Source organism: Simkania negevensis Z, from assembly GCF_000237205.1.
Taxonomy (GTDB): Bacteria; Chlamydiota; Chlamydiia; order Chlamydiales; family Simkaniaceae; genus Simkania; species Simkania negevensis.
Map to the genome: position 1 here is coordinate 1,437,410 of NC_015713.1, position 19,165 is coordinate 1,456,574.

Annotated in this window: 22 protein-coding genes and 1 tRNA gene; 8 read left to right on the forward strand and 15 right to left on the reverse strand. The window is 42.9% G+C overall.

Going from position 1 to position 19,165, the window contains the following annotated elements; translation table 11 throughout:
- Positions 1 to 61: 61 nt before the first annotated feature.
- The 7 genes from pheS to nadB all read right to left on the reverse strand — a co-directional run bounded on the left by pheS (position 62) and on the right by nadB (position 5,270).
- Entirely contained in the window at positions 62 to 1,087 is a 1,026-nt protein-coding gene (gene pheS / locus SNE_RS07215) for a phenylalanine--tRNA ligase subunit alpha (protein ID WP_013943733.1), read from the reverse strand.
- A 39-nt stretch (positions 1,088 to 1,126) separates the two neighbouring features.
- Positions 1,127 to 1,483 (reverse strand): 50S ribosomal protein L20, encoded by a 357-nt coding sequence (gene rplT / locus SNE_RS07220; protein WP_013943734.1) that lies wholly within the window; start codon positions 1,481 to 1,483, stop codon positions 1,127 to 1,129.
- A 22-nt stretch (positions 1,484 to 1,505) separates the two neighbouring features.
- Entirely contained in the window at positions 1,506 to 1,703 is a 198-nt protein-coding gene (gene rpmI, locus SNE_RS07225; RefSeq protein WP_013943735.1) for a 50S ribosomal protein L35, read from the reverse strand.
- Between the two features lie 18 nt (positions 1,704 to 1,721).
- Positions 1,722 to 2,225 carry a translation initiation factor IF-3 gene (gene infC, locus SNE_RS07230; protein ID WP_013943736.1) on the reverse strand — a complete coding sequence of 168 codons (504 nt, stop codon included), beginning with the start codon at positions 2,223 to 2,225 and terminating at the stop codon, positions 1,722 to 1,724.
- A 44-nt stretch (positions 2,226 to 2,269) separates the two neighbouring features.
- Positions 2,270 to 3,556 (reverse strand): hypothetical protein, encoded by a 1,287-nt coding sequence (locus SNE_RS07235; protein WP_013943737.1) that lies wholly within the window; start codon positions 3,554 to 3,556, stop codon positions 2,270 to 2,272.
- 48 nt (positions 3,557 to 3,604) lie between these two features.
- A tRNA-Val gene (locus tag SNE_RS07240) sits at positions 3,605 to 3,678 on the reverse strand.
- Between the two features lie 20 nt (positions 3,679 to 3,698).
- On the reverse strand, positions 3,699 to 5,270 hold the full coding sequence (gene nadB / locus SNE_RS07245) for an L-aspartate oxidase (protein WP_013943738.1): 1,572 nt from the start codon (positions 5,268 to 5,270) through the stop codon (positions 3,699 to 3,701).
- Positions 5,271 to 5,282: 12 nt separating this feature from the next.
- Here nadB and SNE_RS07250 point away from each other — a divergent pair, with 12 nt between their 5' ends.
- Together SNE_RS07250 and SNE_RS07255 are read left to right on the forward strand one after the other, a co-directional pair.
- Entirely contained in the window at positions 5,283 to 5,870 is a 588-nt protein-coding gene (locus SNE_RS07250; RefSeq protein WP_013943739.1) for a class I SAM-dependent methyltransferase, read from the forward strand.
- A gap of 206 nt (positions 5,871 to 6,076) precedes the next feature.
- Positions 6,077 to 6,955, forward strand: coding sequence for a hypothetical protein (locus SNE_RS07255; protein WP_013943740.1), 879 nt, complete (start codon positions 6,077 to 6,079; stop codon positions 6,953 to 6,955).
- Here the strand turns inward: SNE_RS07255 and SNE_RS12325 are convergent.
- Genes SNE_RS12325 through nusB form a run of 4 tightly spaced genes read right to left on the reverse strand, consistent with a single transcriptional unit; the run spans position 6,938 to position 10,197 of the window.
- Positions 6,938 to 8,083, reverse strand: coding sequence for a bifunctional folylpolyglutamate synthase/dihydrofolate synthase (locus SNE_RS12325; protein ID WP_013943741.1), 1,146 nt, complete (start codon positions 8,081 to 8,083; stop codon positions 6,938 to 6,940). The two genes, SNE_RS07255 and SNE_RS12325, sit on opposite strands and share 18 nt — an antisense overlap.
- A complete protein-coding gene (locus SNE_RS07265; RefSeq protein WP_013943742.1) occupies positions 8,070 to 8,897 on the reverse strand; it encodes a PHP domain-containing protein in 828 nt (275 codons plus the stop codon). The genes SNE_RS12325 and SNE_RS07265 overlap by 14 nt, the downstream gene beginning before the upstream one ends.
- A complete protein-coding gene (gene murB / locus SNE_RS07270; protein WP_013943743.1) occupies positions 8,897 to 9,778 on the reverse strand; it encodes a UDP-N-acetylmuramate dehydrogenase in 882 nt (293 codons plus the stop codon). Before murB ends, SNE_RS07265 begins: the two co-directional genes overlap by 1 nt.
- Positions 9,757 to 10,197 (reverse strand): transcription antitermination factor NusB, encoded by a 441-nt coding sequence (gene nusB / locus SNE_RS07275; protein ID WP_148258979.1) that lies wholly within the window; start codon positions 10,195 to 10,197, stop codon positions 9,757 to 9,759. The genes murB and nusB overlap by 22 nt, the downstream gene beginning before the upstream one ends.
- Before the next feature lie 129 nt (positions 10,198 to 10,326).
- Here nusB and SNE_RS07280 point away from each other — a divergent pair, with 129 nt between their 5' ends.
- Positions 10,327 to 10,812, forward strand: coding sequence for an MgtC/SapB family protein (locus tag SNE_RS07280; protein ID WP_013943745.1), 486 nt, complete (start codon positions 10,327 to 10,329; stop codon positions 10,810 to 10,812).
- Positions 10,813 to 10,841: 29 nt separating this feature from the next.
- On the opposite strand, the gene SNE_RS07285 is transcribed toward SNE_RS07280, so the two are convergent.
- Positions 10,842 to 11,330: a Dps family protein gene (locus SNE_RS07285; protein ID WP_013943746.1), complete on the reverse strand. Its 489-nt coding sequence runs from the start codon at positions 11,328 to 11,330 to the stop codon at positions 10,842 to 10,844.
- Positions 11,331 to 11,414: 84 nt separating this feature from the next.
- On the opposite strand from SNE_RS07285, the gene SNE_RS07290 reads away from it, so the two are divergent.
- From SNE_RS07290 to SNE_RS07310, 5 genes are all read left to right on the forward strand, one after another.
- Positions 11,415 to 11,912 (forward strand): DUF6790 family protein, encoded by a 498-nt coding sequence (locus SNE_RS07290; protein WP_148258980.1) that lies wholly within the window; start codon positions 11,415 to 11,417, stop codon positions 11,910 to 11,912.
- 32 nt (positions 11,913 to 11,944) lie between these two features.
- On the forward strand, positions 11,945 to 12,529 hold the full coding sequence (locus SNE_RS07295; RefSeq protein WP_013943748.1) for a 3'-5' exonuclease: 585 nt from the start codon (positions 11,945 to 11,947) through the stop codon (positions 12,527 to 12,529).
- Positions 12,526 to 12,891 (forward strand): cupin domain-containing protein, encoded by a 366-nt coding sequence (locus SNE_RS07300; protein ID WP_013943749.1) that lies wholly within the window; start codon positions 12,526 to 12,528, stop codon positions 12,889 to 12,891. Before SNE_RS07295 ends, SNE_RS07300 begins: the two co-directional genes overlap by 4 nt.
- Before the next feature lies 1 nt (position 12,892).
- The gene (locus SNE_RS12330) at positions 12,893 to 13,690 is read left to right on the forward strand and encodes a class I SAM-dependent methyltransferase (protein ID WP_013943750.1); all 798 of its coding nucleotides are present in this window, start codon (positions 12,893 to 12,895) and stop codon (positions 13,688 to 13,690) included.
- Between the two features lie 64 nt (positions 13,691 to 13,754).
- Entirely contained in the window at positions 13,755 to 15,143 is a 1,389-nt protein-coding gene (locus SNE_RS07310; RefSeq protein WP_013943751.1) for a hypothetical protein, read from the forward strand.
- On the opposite strand, the gene SNE_RS07315 is transcribed toward SNE_RS07310, so the two are convergent.
- From SNE_RS07315 to gyrA, 3 genes are read right to left on the reverse strand one after another with little or no spacing between them, the layout of a single operon-like run.
- Positions 15,106 to 16,053: a DNA polymerase III subunit gene (locus SNE_RS07315; protein ID WP_013943752.1), complete on the reverse strand. Its 948-nt coding sequence runs from the start codon at positions 16,051 to 16,053 to the stop codon at positions 15,106 to 15,108. The two genes, SNE_RS07310 and SNE_RS07315, sit on opposite strands and share 38 nt — an antisense overlap.
- Entirely contained in the window at positions 16,041 to 16,706 is a 666-nt protein-coding gene (gene tmk, locus SNE_RS07320; protein WP_013943753.1) for a dTMP kinase, read from the reverse strand. The genes SNE_RS07315 and tmk overlap by 13 nt, the downstream gene beginning before the upstream one ends.
- Positions 16,687 to 19,158: a DNA topoisomerase (ATP-hydrolyzing) subunit A gene (gene gyrA / locus SNE_RS07325; RefSeq protein WP_013943754.1), complete on the reverse strand. Its 2,472-nt coding sequence runs from the start codon at positions 19,156 to 19,158 to the stop codon at positions 16,687 to 16,689. Before gyrA ends, tmk begins: the two co-directional genes overlap by 20 nt.
- Positions 19,159 to 19,165 lie beyond the last annotated feature (7 nt).

The following is a 19,165-nucleotide window of genomic DNA, read 5'->3' on the forward strand; positions in this document are numbered from 1 at the left end:
AGAGTTGATTCTAACCCTTTTGAGAAAAATKGAAAAGAAGAAGTTTAGCGTTTCTGCGACTTTACCCTTCAAACTGTTCGAGAAACCGTATGTCATTTTCAGTGAACAGGCGGATATCATTAATTGTAGAGCGCAGTTGAAGAAGACGTTCAATTCCCCCACCCCATGCATAACCTGAATAGACTTCTGGATCAACACCTCCTGCTTTAAGCACTTCGGGGTGAACCATTCCTGCACCACAGACTTCAAGCCAACCGGTATATTTGCAAAGTTGACATCCTTTTCCATTGCAAGTTGTGCAACGGATGTCAATTTCCATCCCAGGTTCGACAAACGGAAAGTAACTAGGACGGACGCGCATTTCAATCTTTTGGCGAAACACTTTTGTGTAAAATTCTTCCATTGTGGATAAGAGATCGGCAAAAGTCACACCTTTGTCAATGTAAAGGCCATCAACTTGATGAAAAAAGACATGAGAGCGAGCAGTGATGGTTTCATTCCGATAGCATTTTCCAGTTGAGATAACCCGAATAGGTGGCTTACGGTTTTCCATGATGTGTTGTTGAATGGTGGTCGTATGAGAGCGAAGGAGTACCTCTTTTGTGATGTAGAAGGTGTCTTGCATGTCACGTGCTGGATGGTCTGGAGGGTAATTGAGTCCTCCATAGTTGTAGTATTCGGTTTCGATCTCTCCTGAATATTGAACTGAAAAGCCCATCCCAGCAAGAATCTCAGTCACCTCATCGAGCATTTGCGTTAAAGGATGCTTTCTTCCAGGAAAGCGGCGACGCCCTGGAAGAGTCACATCGACTTTTTCTTGGGTAAGACGCTCTTTGAGCTCTTGCCTGCGTACGTTTTTAAACTTCAGGTCGATGACAGTTGTCATCTCGTGTTTTAAGGAGTTGATTTGTTGCCCAACTTGAGGACGCTCCTCTGGAGCAACATCACGTAGGGATTTCATGAGAGTTTGGACAGGACTTTTTTTTCCGAGATATTTGACACGAAGGTCTTCTAGCTCTTTAGTATGTTGAGCTAAATCGACTTCTTTTTTGAAGGCTTCTTTTAAATCTCGGATTTTATCTTGCAAGGGTTAACCTTTTGCTTCATTTGAAAGCACTCGCAAATGTTATGCGAGCGCTTTCTTAGCATGATCAGCAACAGCTGAAAAAGCTTTAGGATCTTGGATTGCTAAGTCTGAGAGCATCTTGCGATTGATGGCGCAACCAGACTTTATCAAACCATTGATAAATTTGCTGTAGGAAATTCCATTCACTTTGGCAGCCACACCAATACGTGTGATCCAAAGACGTCTGAAGTCGCCTTTCTTTTTCTTTCGGTGCATATAGCTGAAAGCGAGAGCTTTCATCACAGCATCTTTCGTAAGACGAACGTGATTTTTTCGATCGCCGACAAAACCTTTTGCGCGCTTCAATAGCCTTTTTCTGCGACGTCTTGAAGCAACTGGGTTTCTAACTCGAACCATTTTCCTTATTCTCCTTTAACTCTTAGGCTACTCGTGCTAAGCGCTTGTATAGCTTGGCAAAAGCTTCATACACTTTAGCAGGCTTTTTCAAATGACGCTTCCGTTTCGATGTCTTTTTAGTCAAAATGTGGCGACGTCCCTGCTGGCAGCGCATCAGCTTTCCTGTTCCGGTCACTTTAAAACGCTTTTTGATGGCCTTTTTCGTTTTCACTTTTGGCACGATTCATTCTCCTTAAAACTACTTCTTCCCTTGTGGGGCAAGAACTAAACTTAAATTGCGCCCCATCAATTTTGGTGACGCTTCAACTTGAGCAATGTCTTTAAGTTCCTGAACAAAGCGTTCAGTCACTTTTTCTCCTAACTCTGGGTGAGCCATTTCACGTCCTCTGAACATGCAAGTGACTCGAACTTTATTCCCTTTCTCGATGAATTCTCTGGCATGCTTGATTTTTGTCATCAAGTCGTGCTCATCGATATTGGGCTTTACTTTAATCTCTTTAAGCTTCGCTTGGTGCTGAGCTTTTTTACTTTCCCGCTCTTTCTTCGTTATCTGATAACGGTATTTGCCGTAATCGATAATCTTACACACCGGCGGGCTGGCGTTCGGTGAAATTTCTACGAGATCTAATCCAGCTTGCTCGGCGTGCATCATCGCATCTTTAATTGAAACAACCCCTATTTGACTTCCGTCTTTTCCAATTAAGCGAACTTTGGGTGCTCGTATTTCTCTGTTAACTCTCAAGCTTTCTCTTCCTATTATCCGAAAAATCGATCAAATTGGTCATTCTACTCAAATTTTGTTTTTTTTGCGATACCTTTCATTCGATCTTCAAAACTTGGGCCTTCTGCCTCCATCATGAGTGCGATAAATCTCTCGACTCGATCAAAAATGGAATGGGTGATCGTAAACCCTTTTTCTCTCTTCTTTAGTTCAATAAAGGATGCACTTCGTCGCATACCATAGCGATCTGTCACTCTCCATAAAGCTACAGCCAATTTCCCAGGCTTTTCTTCATATTCCACTCCCGCTTGATCACAAGCTTCTTTAAGACTTTCGCATAACTCTTTGTCTTTCTTTGGAATGAAGACTTCTAAAGCCCCTTCGAATCCAAACATTTTAATAGTTTTTTCTAGGAATTGCAAGGAAGAAATAAGTTCTTGAATGAGGTGCTCTTTTAAACAAAATATATGAGCCCGATCGAAATAATAATCTTTTGAGTCAAAAAGTCCCTTCCAAGCGTCTATCCCTTCTGCTGAGACAACTCGGCTATATTCTGCAACTTTCCAAGGTCCCTTTTTCAAATTTTTACCAAGAACTTCAAGGAGCTCTTCATGGTTCTTCAAGAGATCGTTTCCCTGAGTCTGAACCACCTCAAAAGCCCCACTTTCATGGGATTCTTTCCAGTAGTGGTAAAGAGCTTCTTTAAGTCGCTCTCCGTTTTTGAGCCAATAGCATCTGTGCAACTCATGCAAATCCTTACCTCTTTCCATTCGAATCCGAAAGAGAGAAATCATTGCTCCATACTCACGATGTTCAGTTTGAAAAAATTGCTTTTTATTTTTGAGAAATTCTTTGAGTTTTTGCTTGTTTTCACAGACAACACCATGAATCCCTATCACAGGCTTTTCAATGCCTCGATAACGGATATTTGGTCTTTTACTATGCGCTATGAGCTTGATTGCTCCGATCTCACCTGTTGAGCGTGCATAAGGACCAGGGCAAAGGTCGGCAAATCCTCTCATTTTAAACACCTCCACAAGAGGGCCTGGATGTTGTTTGGCATAGACGGAAGGATAATACCGCGGATAAGACCGAAAAAACTCGGCAGCATTGTCTGGGATCATCTCATGGTATTCAATTGGAAGATCCTCTTCTATGATTTTGTACATCCGCTCTTCGATATAGGGAAGAAGTTCTTTAGAAAAGGGCTTGGGAAATAAAAAATCGTAGGCAAATCCACTAAATGTGGCTCTTCCTTCGATAATATGCGCATCGGGAGAAATTTCTAAGACGGCAGCAGCTAGGATCTCTGCAGCAGTTTGACGGATCTGAGTGAGTGTTAAAGATGTCATATAACAGGATGTATAACATCCTTAAACCATTGGACTCAAGAAAGAAAATGGGATATAGCTGACTCGAACAGCTGACCTCCACGATGTCAACGTGGCGCTCTAACCAACTGAGCTAATACCCCATTTCAAATAGTATAAAATTTTACACGATTTCCCTATTTGAAGACAACCTAAAATGACATCCTCGAGAATTCGGGTTTCGTGAAGCCCCTTCTGTGATTAAAAGAGCTGTTTGACACCCGTTACGTAGTCCGAGCAATTCGGGAGTCAGTTTAGCATTTGCATAAAAGGAGTTGATTTCCCACTTCAGTTCTGTGAGCATTTTTACGGCTCGTTTAAGCCGATGCGGACTGCGAATTAATCCAACATAGTTCCACATGGTTTGTTTAATGGTCAGCCAATCTTGCTGAATCAAAGCTTGGTCAACTTCTTCTATTCCATGCTGCCATCCATCTACTTCAGGAAAATAAGCTTTTTTGTCTTCCCATTTTGTGACAATATCGGCGGCGGCGGCTTTTGCCCAAACAAGTCCTTCAAGCAATGCAGTTGAAGCCAAACGATTCGCTCCATGTACCCCTGTACAGGAAACCTCTCCAATAGCCCGCAAATTTCGCATAGTGGTTTTCCCCACTAAATCAACGGCAATTCCTCCGCAAGAATAATGGGCAGCAGGTACGATCGGAAGAGGTTCTCTTGTTAAATCGACACCTTTGGATTTGCAGTAGGCGTAGATATGTGGAAAGCGCCCTTCTAAAAAAGAGGGGTTCTTAAAGGAAAGGTCGAGCCATAAGTGAGGACTATCTGTGCGCACCATTTCCTGAAAAATTCCGCGTGCGACAATGTCACGCGGAGCTAAGTCCCCTTGTGGATGCATCGCAGCCATGAAAGGCTTGAAATCTTTTGAAAGGAGTTTTCCTCCTTCCCCTCTTAAAGCTTCAGAAAGAAGAAAGCGGGGCTCGCCTGTTTTGTAAAACGAGGTGGGGTGAAATTGGATGTATTCAAGGTTCATAATCCGCACACCTGCTCGAAAGGCCATGGCAAGGCCGTCACCTCGTGCTTCTCGGGTATTCGTCGTATGCAGAAAGACTTCTCCAACTCCTCCTGTTGCAAGGATAGTTTCCTTTGCAAAGTAGATGTTGACTTGCTCTGTCTCTTGATTAAAGACATACGCACCTACGCAGGTCGGGGGATAGTAGATGTCAGTGCTCTTTTTAGAATGATGCGAAAGAGTGATGAGATCAACAGCACTGCGACGAAAGTGGGTTGTGATATTGGGATGAGCTAGAATTTTTTTAAGCAAAGCTTCCATGATCACGCGGCCTGTTTGATCTTGATGGTACAAAATCCGCGGATGCTGATGAGCTGCTTCTCTTGTGAGCTTTAACTTTCCATACTCATCTCGTTGAAATGGAACTTGGAGTTCGCCTAGCAGAATTTCCTCTACACATGCGGGACCTAATTCAACGAGTCTATCTACCGCTTTCTCATAACAAAGTCCTGCTCCTGCTTTGAGAATATCTCCCTTGAAATCGTCTGAGAATTCTTCAGAAGCACGATAACCGACACCCCCTTGTGCCCGATAAGAATTTGCTGAAGAGATTTGGTCCCCTGATGAAATCAAAGTGACTTGCAATCCTTTTTTTGCAAGTTCAAGAGCAGCGGCCCCACCCGCAACTCCCAAGCCAATCACTAAGACATCGGTTTCTTTAATCATAGTTGAAGCATAATGCAAAAATACGAGAGAATCAAGGGTATGATTTTATCACACATAGAACTAGCACATCAATACTGGAAATCTTTTCTGAAACCTGGTGACTTTGTCATCGATGCTACCTGTGGCAACGGTTATGATAGTTTAGCTTTAGCGCAAATGGTCTCGGGGCATGTTCTTTGTATTGATATTCAAGAAAGGGCTATCAACGCCACACGCGAGAAATTAAAAAAAAATCTAACACCTTCCATCTTTAAAGTAATTACTTACCATTTAGGGTCACACGAACATTTCCCCCCTTTAAAAGCTGCTCCTTCTCTTATCGTGTATAACCTCGGATATTTGCCAGGGAGTGATAAAACAGTTGTGACAGACGCTTTCGAGACTTTGAAGAGCCTGAAAGAGGCTCTTTCTCTTCTAAAACCAGGAGGAGCGATCTGTCTGACGTGCTATGTTGGACATCCTGGAGGAGAGGAAGAAGAAAAAATGCTCTTATCTTTCTCTAAGTCGCTAAATAAAAACGATTTCAATGTTTGTTATCATCAATGGATAAATCGTCTAAAATCACCTTCTTTATTGTTAATTCAAAAGTTAAATAATTAAAATAAAGTTTGCTAATTGTGTGTTAATTACGACAAGAGTAGAATTAGGGTAAGGCCCGGTGAGGGAGGTCAGAAAAAGAACCTAAATCAAGAATGTGTTTCTTTTTAGGTTAATACTCTGGAGGGCGCCCTAGTTGAATCTGATTCGAATACGGCGCACTCCGGGTAATAATGCTCCTATAAAACATAATTCAACTAGGAGATAAGGTGGCTGATCCAAGAATTGATGGTAACAATGTCTTTCATGACATCTCTTTTACTTTCCACGAAGCTGGTTTGGAAAGTATTGGAAAAGAATTAGACAGGACTCTTCATACAGATGAAGACCTGACTCAATTAACGATGCGCTGTGATAGCCTTCGTGGTAAATTGCAATCGCCAGAGTCAAAAGCTCAATTGGCTTCTTACTATGGTAGATTGGATACTTTGAGAACAGACAATGCTGTCGACCGACTTGTTGACACAACCTGTTTACTTGTGGCAAAACGTACTGAATTTCCACAAGAAAAAATGACGGCCAAAGTTGGGGAAATACAAAGCGAGCTTGCTCGCCTTTGGTATGACAATGCGCTCTCAATGCCAAACAGACGATTCATAAGAATTGTCGTTTATAATTTAAACCAATTGCAAGTCTTTCCTTCCTCAAAAACTGCAGATGTGCTAAATAACAGTGCGCACATTGCATATTTAAGCAAGGATCAAGATATGCTCCCTGAAACCGAACTGCGCACAACTCTTATTGATGCAGAAGAGTGGGAAAGTGCGGAATTTGCCTTTGACTTATGCGAGATGGCCCACTGTTTCTACCAAAATAAAATCAACGAAGGGATGAAAAAATTGCATCAACTCACTCCGTCACAAAAAAATCGCCTAGAAGAGATTTGTTTAGCTCTTGGTGCGGAGTATCCAGACCACTTTATCGGCAAAGACCTTTCAGAGTGTCAAAAGGACATTATGCTTTGGGTTCAAGCTTTAGTGGGTTATGCGAATGAAGTTGCTCAAGGAGAACCACTGATGTTCTTTCCTTCTGAGGGCGAAATTCACATGATGTTTCGAGAAGTCGAAACATTAGATCGTGACGAGTGATACTAGGGTTTCTTCCATCATGTAAAAGGATCCAGCAATCGTCACCAAACGGTTATTTTCTCCATTTATCAGGTGTTTGAGGGCAGCAGGTGCTGCCTCGAATACCTCTACATTGTAATACCCCCCATCTTTCAATCTTTTTTCTAATTCTTTTGGATTTTTTAATCTTGCGTGCCGAGAAGAAAAAAGGGCTATTTCCTCGACGTACTTTTTAAACAGAGGAATCAGAGGCTCTAAAGGTTTGTCTTTAGAAAGGGCAAGAAGCAATGCAATCTTTCTCGTAGGAAATCGCTTTCTTATCTCCGTAAAAAGTCGTCGAAAAGCACTCGGGTTGTGAGCCACATCAGCAAGAATATTTTCCTCGACCATTTGAAAACGGCAGGGTGGAAGTTTAGCAATCCCCTTCATTTTGGCTAAAGGAGAGGTAGGAAAGTAAGGGTGCAAAATTTCAAGAGCTTTATAGGCAATGTCTTCATTTTCATCTTCAGGAATAAGATAGAGTGGAGCTTGTTTTGCATGTGCCATTTTTCTCAAAATGGGGAAGTTGGCCATTGCTCCAAGAATCAAAGGGGTTTTATCTTTGATGATTCCCCCTTTTTCTTTTGCAATAGCTTCTAAAGTCGACCCTAAAATTTCTTGATGGTCAAAGTCAATGGTCGTGATGATGCTCAAAAGAGGATAAATGATATTGGTCATGTCCAGTCGCCCGCCAAGACCTGTTTCAATGACTGCAATGTCGACATTTTTTTTCGCAAAATGGTCAAATGCAAGCAGCGTTGTGAGCTCAAAAAATTGAGACTCAGGAGCAAGTTCAAAAAGTCTCATTAACCCCGTCACAACTTCTTCTTCAGAAATCATTTCTTGATTGACGATGATCCTTTCACGGTAAGTGAAGAGATGGGGTGAGGTATAAAGGCCAACGCGATACCCTTCAAGGCGGAGCGCTTCAGCAATTTTATTCGCAACAGATCCCTTTCCGTTTGTTCCTGCAATGTGCACAGTGGGATAGTTATTTTGGGGATTGCCCAATGCTGCAGCAAGTTTTCTACTCCCTTCGAGGTCTTGTTTACGCTTTGCACTATTTCCAAGTGAAAACAGATGGCTAATCACTGAATCATAAGTTGTCATGAGTCTTTCCAAATATCGATTCGACAGTTTCCCGATCAACCCAAGAACACCCTAAGGTAACTTGAGGCTTAACTGCTCCATGAAAATCAGAGCCACCGCTAATCAGCCAGTTTTTTTCCCGCGCAATTTTAAGCCACTTTTTTTCCATCTCATGATAGAGAAGTGAATAGTAGCATTCAATCCCATCAAAGTTCATTCCAAGTAAAAAGCGCAACACGCCAGCTTTTTGAATAAGATGAGGATGAGCAATAAATGCTTTCCCCCCAGCGTCATGAATAGTGTCGATGGTTTCTTGAACAGCAAAGGGTTCTCCTTCAACAAAACAACTCTTCCGGTCCCCAATGTATCGATCAAAAGCATCTTGAATACTTCGGACATATCCCTTTTCAACCATGATCTGTGCAATATGTGGGCGTCCTACGATCTCCCCTGTCTTTTTCGCTTCGAGTTCTTCTTCTGTCACAACAAGTGAAAGACTGCTTAACTTCTTTAAGATTTCTAAGTTACGACGGTTGCGTCGATGTTTATGTTCTTCGCAAAAAGCAAGAAGTTTTTCTGTTTTTTGAACTCCATAACCCAAAATATGCACACTCACTTTATGATAGCGGGTCGAAAATTCTACTCCCACAAAAAGATCAATTCCGAGTTCTTTGGCTAAATCCCAAATTTCATCTGTGTAAGCATCTAAGGTGTCGTGATCAGTAAAAGAAAGGGCTGAAAGCCCTTTTTCCTTAGCGTGATGCAATACTTCTTTAGGAGTCATGGTTCCATCTGAACAGGTCGTATGGCAATGTAAGTCTGCTCGATAGTCCATTATGCATTCCCCTTTTCATAAGGAACTAGCCGCATTTCCATTTCAAGGAGAATTCCGGCTTTTTGGGAAACTGTTTGGCGCACTTGCGTAGCGAGCTCTAGCACTTCTTGAGCCGTTGCCTTTCCTCGATTGACAATGAAATTAGCATGGACAGTAGACACTTCTGCATCGCCTACACGTTTCCCTTTTAGGCCACATGATTCAATGAGTAATCCTGCTGTTTTCTCTTTTGAAGGATTCCGAAAAACACATCCTGCAGAAGGTTGACCATAAGGTTGGGTCGCAATTCGGTATCTTGTGATTTCGACCTGTTTCTTTCGCGCGTCTTTACATTTTTGAAGTGTAAATGTACCACTCACAATAATGCCCCGATTTTCATGAAAAGAGGAGTGACGATAGGAAAATTCGAGTTCGCTTCGTTTTTTAGAGCAGAGTGTTCCCTCAGGATCAACGTAAGAAACTTCTGTTAAAATGTCACAGGTTTCAAATCCGTTAGCACCAGCATTCATAAAGATCGCTCCTCCAACAGAGCCTGGAATCCCGGCTGCAAATTCTAAACCCGAATAACCTTGCCTTGCCATTTGGGTTCCAAGAAGAGAAAAGTTGTATCCGGAACCGACGATCAATTTTCCTTCTTTGAAGTCGCAAAAACGGATCGAACTTAAAATCACAAGGCCATTGAAGCCTCGATCATCAAAAAGAGAATTAGAGCCTCGCCCAATAATCCAAAAAGGGAGTTTTTCTCGGTTGATAAAACGTCGAGCTTCAGCCATTTCTTCAGGAGTTTTAATTTCGACGAAAAACTTGGCTGGCCCTCCTATTCCAAAAGTCGAGTAGGAAGCAAGAGATTGATTGGGAATTAACTTGTCTTCGATAGACATGGCTCGGCCTCACTCGTACGGTAGATGGCATCGAGCACAGCATTGACAAAAGCCCCACCTTCTGGAGTCCCAAATTTACGGCCCAGTCGAATGGATTCGGCAAGGGCTACTTTGGGGGGGATGTCCTTATCGTAGAGAAGCTCAAAAACTCCAAGTCTCAAGATATTCCGTTCCACACGGGAGATTCGGTTAAAGTCATAGTCACGTGAACATCTCGAGATATGCTGATCGATGTCGCCTAATTTCTCAAAAACGCATTGCATCCGCTCATGAGCTTGCCTTAGCGTTTTTTTTGTCACTGTCAATTGATCAAGCAACGACGTGATGACATTAAAATCAGAACCCTCATTGAGATCCTGACTAAACAGCATCTGAAACACAAGCTCGCGAAATTTTCTTTGTGGAACAACCATATTCATATTTTAAATTGAAACAGGAATAGAGTATAGCAAATCTTTCGTCTTTTCGCATACGTAGAAAAATTTCTTTACAAACCCCTTTGATTAGGGTTAATAGAGTAATCAAATTTTCAAGAGGAAATACGACTTATGATGATGGATTGGCATATAGAATTGCGCATGGCTGGAGACCTATTACTTGCGGCCTTTTTAGGGGCTATTATTGGCCTCGAAAGAGAGCGTCACGTAGGTCTTGCTGGAATTCGAACACATGCCGCTGTCGCATTAGGAGCGTGCTTTTTTGGATTTATCTCGTTTAACGTTACTGGAGCTAGCGACCCCAATAGTGTCGTTGGCCTTGCCGATCCCTCTCGTATTGCAGCTCAAATTGTTAGCGGGATCGGATTCCTTGGAGCAGGTGTGATTTTGCGAGACCGGGGACGGGTTCGAGGACTGACAACAGCTGCAACAGTCTGGGCTACAGCTTCCATTGGACTTGGGGTTGCTAATAAGATGTATATTTTGGCAAGTGCTTCCACTGTGATCATTCTCTTGCTCTTATCTCTTTATCGCGTACCCGGCTGGATGGCGTGGAAGAAAAAACATCAACGTCAATTTCAAGGTGAGGAAGATTAGATATACTCAAACAACTTCAAAAATTGGTTTTAAAACTGAGTCAGAGAACTTCTAAGCATCCAGGCAGTCTTTTCATGAACCGCAAGCCTCTTATTGATAAAATCAGCAGTTGCCCCATCTTCGACCTTTTCTGCATAGGGCAGCTTATCTCTCAAGTAACGGATCACTGTCTCATGATCATGGAGCAATGTTTCCATCATCTGGAGTGGCGGGAGGACCTCTTTGGCACATTTAATTAAGCTTATTTTTGTGAACGACTCGAAAGACCCTTCTGGGTACTCACCCAACATTCGGATTCTTTCGGCAATTTCATCAATCGCTTCTGCAAGCTCTTCATATTGATCTTGAAACAGGAGATGATATGAATGAAAAGCAGGACCTGTTACATTCCAATGAAAGTTCTGAGTTTTTAAATATAGGGCATAACTAGATGCCAACAATCTTTGAAGAATTTCGCATAAATCTCCTCTCTCTTTAGATTGAAGTCCAATATGCAACTCAACAATATCTCGATTCATTTCCGTATCCTCTTTACAAGATTTGCTTTTCTTCTTAATGTGTAAAATTTAATTTAACAACAAAAAAATGGTTCTTTGTTGATCTTGATAGAAATTGTATTTATTGCCACGTTTTGCGCGATGTTCATCGGAGGATTCATTCACATCGTTTGTCTGAAAAAGGACCGCTCAGCTCAAAACAAACTCAAAATGTTTTTAATTTGGGCTCTCACCTCTGCAGGAGCTATTGGGCTTGAGAAATTCTATGCAAACGTTTTTTATCCTGAACTATATGCAAAGTTTCTTGGATGGAATCCGAATGTTGCTTGGCAATTTGAGGTCTCTATCATTAACTTCATCATTGCAACTCTAGGCATTCTCAGTATTTGGCTTCATGATCTCTTCTGGGTTGCAAGCGTCATTACCCTGACGATTCGAGATTGGGGGATCGCAATTGGCCACTACTTAGAGCTTATTCTTCACTACGATGTCGCTTCGGGCAATGTGGGACTTGCTGTGTATATTGAAATCTTTCATCCAATCATTGCCATTGCGCTACTAATAGCCTATTACAATGTAAAAAAATTTCCCCGAAAGGTATGATCTTTCGATTAGTTTTGACTTAAGGTAGGAACGTGCTCGGAATCTTTCTTGATACAGAAACAAACGGACTCAATACTAAAAAGCACAAAGTCGTTGAAATCGCCTACAAAATTATCGATGTTAAAACAGGCTCCTTGATTGAATCATTTGACACAATCATCTACCATCCCTTTGAAGAGTGGAAAAAAAGTGATCCATTAAGCCTTAAGGTCAATGGGTTTTCCTGGAACGATATTAAAGGTGGAATGCCACCTGAAAAAGCGGCAGAAGAAATTAAGGCTTCCTTCGCCCGATGTGGAGTCGAAAGGGGCAAAGCCGTATTTATTTGCCAAAACCCGTCCTTTGATCGCGCATTTTTTAACCAGCTGATAGATGCAGATGCCCAAGAACTACTCAACTGGCCCTACCATTGGCTCGATCTCGCTTCAATGTTCTGGATGAAACGTCTGTCGACTGCTCCCCCTTTTCCATGGGAAACAGGGGTTTCGAAAAATAAAATTGCAGCTGCTTATAATCTCCCAACGGAAGCCACTCCTCACAAAGCGATGAATGGTGTCGATCACCTTCTCCTTTGTTACAAGGCTGTTGTTGGATTTCCGGAGGAAAAAACAACATGAAATACATTCCTGCAGAAAGTCGAAATTGGATTGAAGGAAAGGGATACAAAAAAAACATCCTTTTAAAAGGGATGGAAGATCTCCATTCACAAGGGGCCCTTGTTCAACTTCTGACAATTGAGCCGAACACGGCTGTCCCTCCGCACTACCACGAAAAAGGACTTGAAGTCTTTTACATTCTCAAAGGACGAGGCATGATGACAATTGGCGACGAAGTAGTTCATCTGCACGAAGGAGATACATTGACCTGCGAACCTGAAGAGATCCATAGCGCAGAAAATCCTTACGACGAACCCTTCGAACTCATTGTCTTTAAAACAAACTGGGAAAACGACGATAGTATTTGGCTAAAGGAAGGTTAAGATGAACTATCCCTTGTCTTATGGTGAACATGCCATCAACCACTTTAATCGAAGACGTGCAGCGGAAAAAGCGCGGTTCCTTCTCCCTCATCTGAAAGAAAACTTTCACCTCCTTGATTGCGGGTGTGGCCCAGGATCCATCACTGTAGACCTTGCAGAATTTCTAAAAAAAGGACATGTTTCAGGGATCGATCTCGACTCTTCACAGTTTCTTTGGGGACAAAATGAAGCGCACCGAAGAGGCGTTGAAAATCTCAGTTTTTACGAAGGCGATGCTCACTCTCTCCCTTTCGATGATGAAACCTTTGATGTCGTCTTCACTCACACCATGCTATGGACTGTTCCACAGCCCCTCTTAGCTCTGAACGAAATGAAGCGAGTTTTAAAACCTGGCGGCCTTCTTGCCTGCCGTGAAATCGATCGAAGCTCATTTTCAATCTATCCTGCAACACCCGAACTTTTCAGGGGCTTTGAGCTGCAAACCCAAGGGTTACTAGCCACGGGAGCTCACCCATTTTTAGGGGGACAACTGAAAGAACTTTTTGAACAGTCTGGTTTAAAAAATATTCAAGCCTCCCTTGCTACCGATTATTTTGATCAAATAGATGATATTGCGGGTATCGTCGTCTATTATATCAAAAATTGGACCCATTCTCCTTGGTCTCTCAAGGTGCGCTCTTTAAGTCTTGCATCCGATGAGGAAATAGAATCTATCAAAAATTCTCTTCAAATATGGGGCAGTCATCCTAAGGCTCATGTCGCTGGCACCTTTGGAGAAGCGATCGGCGTTAAACGTTGAAATTTTTTCTAGATTTCTACATTATTTATGCGAAATTTTTGAAGAATGACGAAGGGGTCATGAAATGGTAGATGTCGCAAAAACTGTGCAAGATGCAATCAGTACAAAGCAGTCCTCTATACTATTGCCATTTACAGGAACATCTGACTCAATTAAGTCCGAAGTCAGACGCGCTTTAGTCCAAGCAAACGTTAGCCAAGCAAATTCTTCTCTCTCTACATCAAGTTTTGAAGTGTTTGACAATTGGACATTTGCCTCAACTCTTTATCGCGTGCAATTTATTCCGAAAGATACATGGAAGCGGATCGCCCTTTTTGTCTCCTTGCTTGCAATTGCTTACTATCTTCATGGAGAGTGTCAATCCTACTTCAGCCTCTCATTTCTTACCGGTGCCCCCCTCATGTTCTATGTTATGAGAAAAGCCTATCTCTATGTCAAAGCTGGAACCTTCCCAGAGGTCTTACAAGTCGATTTTTCGAAAAAAGATATTTCGCCTATTCACCATGACGTTTTGGCAAATGGTCGTGACGCAGATGGTAAAGTGACCGACATGTTTTCTTTAGAGACTATTCCCGATGAAGAACTCAATAGCAGTAAATATCTTCACCTTCCTAACTACGTCATCGAAACACTCCCTTGCATTCGAGGCCTTCTAGAAAAGCCTAAGCTGCAACACCCAGTTGAAACAGAGCGGACAATGAAGGAAGACGAACTAGAGATGTTTCTTCCTCAAATCCTTCAGATTTTTAACCTAAGTGAAGAAGATTTTTTAAGCTGTTGGAAGGATTTTGCAGCGACAGAAGAGGAAAAAGAAACCCTACTTGAAGAGTTTCTTAAAGACGGAAAACTCTCAGACAAAGCAATGGAACACATAAGAACCGATCATGGAAATATCGTTGAGGAGATAGAGCGTACTGTCCAAACAATCACCCAAAGAACGGTTTCAGGTCTTGAAGAACAAACGTTAAGCCAGATAGGTGTTAATTTTAATGACTATCAGCAGAGATGCGTACACGCAACAAATTATGAGGAGTTTCAAGAAGCTTTAGTTGAACTGCTTTCTGCAATGACTTCTCTCAATCCAATCAAGTTGATTGTTCAAGAGGGTTCTGATTCCATTTCTCTGAAACTCAATTCAACAGTCAGAGTGAGTGAGCTTTCGAAACTTCAGCTTCAATTAAGCCTTCCCGCATTTTTTGGCGCTACTGCTCCTCAAGAGCACCTAGATTTAATTGGTGTGCAGCTTGCTGAAGCAAACGAAGCTCAGACAAATGACTTGAAGCCCCTTCGCGACCATTATCAAAATAAGCTTCTCGTTCACTTTTTCAAAGGAACAGAGGTTTATGACAGCAAAGTTAAAGGGGTTGAAGCCAAAAAACGGTTTGATCGTTTTGAAGCTCTAACCGGAGTAGATCTTAAAGCAATAGATATGTCAGACAGTGCCGTAAAGTAATGTGGCAAACTAAGGCTTCTCTAATCCGCTTCACTTTTTGTTGAAGCTCTGGTAGTTCAGGCAAAGGGCAATTGAGGTTTTTCTTGAGCTCTTCTTCATGCGCTTGAAAAAATAAAAGTGAGCGATCTCCTCCTGCCTTTAAAAGATGCAAGTCTCTATACCAATAGTAAACTGCTGCTAGAACCTCTTCAATCGCATCTGTTTGACTTTTTTCAAGTAAACTTTCAAGCTTCGCAATAGAACGAAAAAGGTGGGGGTAACTTTGATGCAAGGCTGCAGTCCCCATTTCAGCGACAACAGATAGAAGCTGATCGTCTTTTTCTTTCGCTAGCTTTTCAGCTTTACTGAGATTTCCATGAGAAAGCCACGCAATTTGTTTTGCATCTGCAGGAGACTTCTTAAATGTCCCTTCCAAGTAAGCAGATATCTCATCTGCTTTCAGAGGGAAAAACGTGATTTGTAAGGAGCGCGACACAATGGTTGGCAGAAGTTGCTCTGGATGAGAAGAAACGAGGATAAAATGGGCATAAGAAAGAGGTTCTTCTAGAGTTTTAAGAAGCGCATTACTTGACGAAGGAAGCATCCGATCTGCTTCATAAATGATAAAGACTTTGCGTTTCGACTCAAAAGGGGGAAGCCCCGTTTCATCAATCAGTGTTTTCATCGCTTGCATCGGATGCATGAGAGCCTTTCCTTCAGGGTACAGTTCGCGGAGATCGGGGTGATTTCCCGAATCAAGCTTATGAGGATTTGCATCAGATAGAAGTGCGTGGGCAAAGGCTTTGGCAAATGCAGCTTTTCCCACTCCCTTGGGTCCCTCAAACAAAACAGTCGATGGAGGTGCCGACATCAGCTTTCTAAGACAGGCTTTAATTTGAGGGTGACCTGGAAGGACGTCTAACTGAAACATGACATGTATTCAAGTTTAGGTTGGATTTCGCTCATGGCTTGCTTGAACACTTCATCAGAGTCCAATCTAGCATCGAGTACGTGAAACCGCTCAGGTTCATTTTGAGCTAAGCTCAAGAAAGCTTCACGAACTTTAGTATGAAAGGCTATTTTCTCTCGCTCAATCCTGTCGTGAGAATCCCCCAGCTTCTTGCTCTTGCGCGAACGTTCGAGTCCAGTCACCGGATCGAGGTCAAGAAAGAGGGTTAAATCAGGAGTTAAATCCGAAGCCGCAAACTTGCAAAAGGTGCGAAGTAGCTTTAAATCAACTGAGCGAGCTACCCCCTGATATGCTAGGGTCGAATCATTAAAACGATCGCATAATACGATGGAGTTTTCTTCGAGATGCGGTAAGATTTTTTCTTCAACGTGCTGCGCTCGGTCAGCTAAGAAGAGAAAAAGCTCAGACTTTTTTCCAAACGAGTAACCTTCATGATGAAGTAAGATCTCACGGACATGTTTGCCGAACTCTGTCCCACCAGGCTCACGCGTTTTAAAAACAGAAAACCCTTTTTCTGTTAAATGGTCATAGAGACGTTCAATGAGGGTGGTTTTGCCAACACCTTCACCTCCCTCAAAGGTGATGAATAGCCCTTTAGTCTTCTTTCTCTCCATTCTCGCTGTCTTCGATATATTCGATTTTTTGCATCGCAACTAAAACGTCTGGCTCACGGAGGTTAACAACCTTGACTCCCTGAGTCGAACGTCCCATGACGCGAATATCTTGCATTCCTAAGCGCAATGTGTGACCACTGCTCGACATCAAGACAACACTATCTTTGTCTCCAACAGCAAGGGCTCCCACAACAAATCCATTTCGTTTGCTCGTGATAATCGAGCGAACACCCACGCCACCGCGATGGGTCTGTCTAAAACTTTCGACACTCGACCGTTTTCCATAGCCGTGTTCGCAGACGACAAGAACAGTCTCATCTTCTTTGACCACTTCACAAGAAACCACAGCGTCTGTTGCACTCTTGAGTTTAACACCTCGTACACCTCGCGCAACCCGACCCATTGGACGGACTTGGTCTTGATCAAAGCGGACTGCCATTCCTTCTCGGGTAAAGAGCATAACTTGTTGCTCTTTTCGCACGACATGAGCAGAAATCACTTCATCTCCCTCATCAATATTGATGGCAAAAACCCCTTTACGACGTGGGGAGCTAAATGAATCGATCATCGTCTTCTTCACAACTCCTCGCTTCGTCGCAAGTAAGATAGAAGCATCTGCTTCTTCAAAATTGCGAACGCGCAAGACAGCTGCTACATGCTCACCTTCTTGCAATCCTTCAAGCATATTGACGAGAGGTCTTCCTTTTGCACGGCGCCCTGCTTCTGGAATCTGCCAGACTTTGAGCCAGTGGCAGCGCCCAAGATTAGTAAAACTCATGAGGTAATCATGGGTTGAAGCAACGTAAAGCTCTTTTAGCCCGTCATGCTCTTTTTTCGTGTCAAACCCGATGACGCCCTGTCCACCACGTCTTTGCTCTCTAAACGTAGAAAGTGGCATCCGCTTGATATAGTCGTCGTCTGAAATCGTGATGATCACAGTCTCGTCAGCAATGAGATCTTCCATTTGGAATTCCTCTTCTGCTGGAACAATCTGTGTTCGTCTCTCCAACTTATCATGCTTTTGAATCTCTTCTAGTTCATCCTTGATGATGCCACGGACAAGGGCTTCGCTTGCAAGAACTGCTCGATAGTGAGCGATTTTAGCTTGGAGCTCTGCGTATTCTGCTTCGATTTTTTCTCTTTCAAGGCCAGTAAGCTGGTAAAGGCGCAAGTCGAGAACAGCATTCGCTTGACGATCGGTGAATTGGTATTTTTCAATGAGTCCCTTTTTCGCATCATCACGATTCGCGCTCTGACGAATGAGTTTTACGACCTCATCAAGATGGTCTAGTGCCCTCAAATAACCTTCTAAAAGATGGGCACGAGCTTCAGCTTTGTTCAATTCATAGCGAGTGCGCGCACGCACAACTTCAATGCGGTGGTTAATCCAAGCGCTGATGATTTGCTTGATGTTCATGACTCGAGGAAGCCCTTTATCAAGCGCAAGCATATTGCAGCCAAAAGTCACCTGCATATCAGTAAATTTATAGAGCTGATTGATGACTACATCGGGGATTTCGTTTTTCTTTAAGTCGAGAACAATGCGCATCCCGCTTTTGTCTGACTCATCTCGGATGTCAGAAACACCAGTGATTGTTTTTTCATTGATCAGCTCAGCTAAACGCTCGACCAAGCGGGACTTGTTGACATTGTAAGGCACTTCATCAATAACAACCCGTTGACGATCACCTGTTTTCATCTCTTCTGTATGGAGAAGTCCACGTAGAGTTAGCTTACCACGTCCTGTGTGATAGGCTTCTTTCACACCGCGGTAACCGCAAATCATCCCTCCTGTTGGAAAGTCTGGCGCTGGCATCACTTCCATGATGTCTTCAATTGTTGTAGAAGGATTATCAAGAAGCAGCACTGTTGCTTCAGCAAGCTCTTTTAAATTGTGGGGGGGGATGTTAGTTGCCATTCCGACAGCAATCCCTGAAGACCCGTTACAAAGGAGGTTAGGAAATTTCGCGGGGAAAACAGTGGGTTCTTGTTTCGTCTCATCGTAGTTAGGAACGTATTCGACAGTCTCTTTGTCCAGGTCTTCCATAAGCGCCATAGAGGCGCGTGTTAAACGGGCTTCTGTGTAACGCATCGCAGCAGGAGGATCACCGTCAATTGATCCAAAGTTTCCTTGCCCTTGAACGAGGCAATATCCCATGACCCAGTCTTGCGCCATACGGACAAGAGTGGGATAAATGACTGTTTCACCATGTGGATGGTAATCCCCTGAAGTATCTCCACAAATCTTTGCACATTTTCGGTGTTTGGCTCCGGGAGAAAGATTGAGCTGACGCATCGCAAAGAGGACCCGTCGTTGGGAGGGTTTTAATCCATCGCGCACATCGGGAAGAGCACGAGAGATGATAACAGACATCGAATAGCGGAGATAACTTTCCTTCATCTCCTCTTCGACATTACGTGGGACGACGATTTCACCTTCTGTGTAACTCATGATGCTC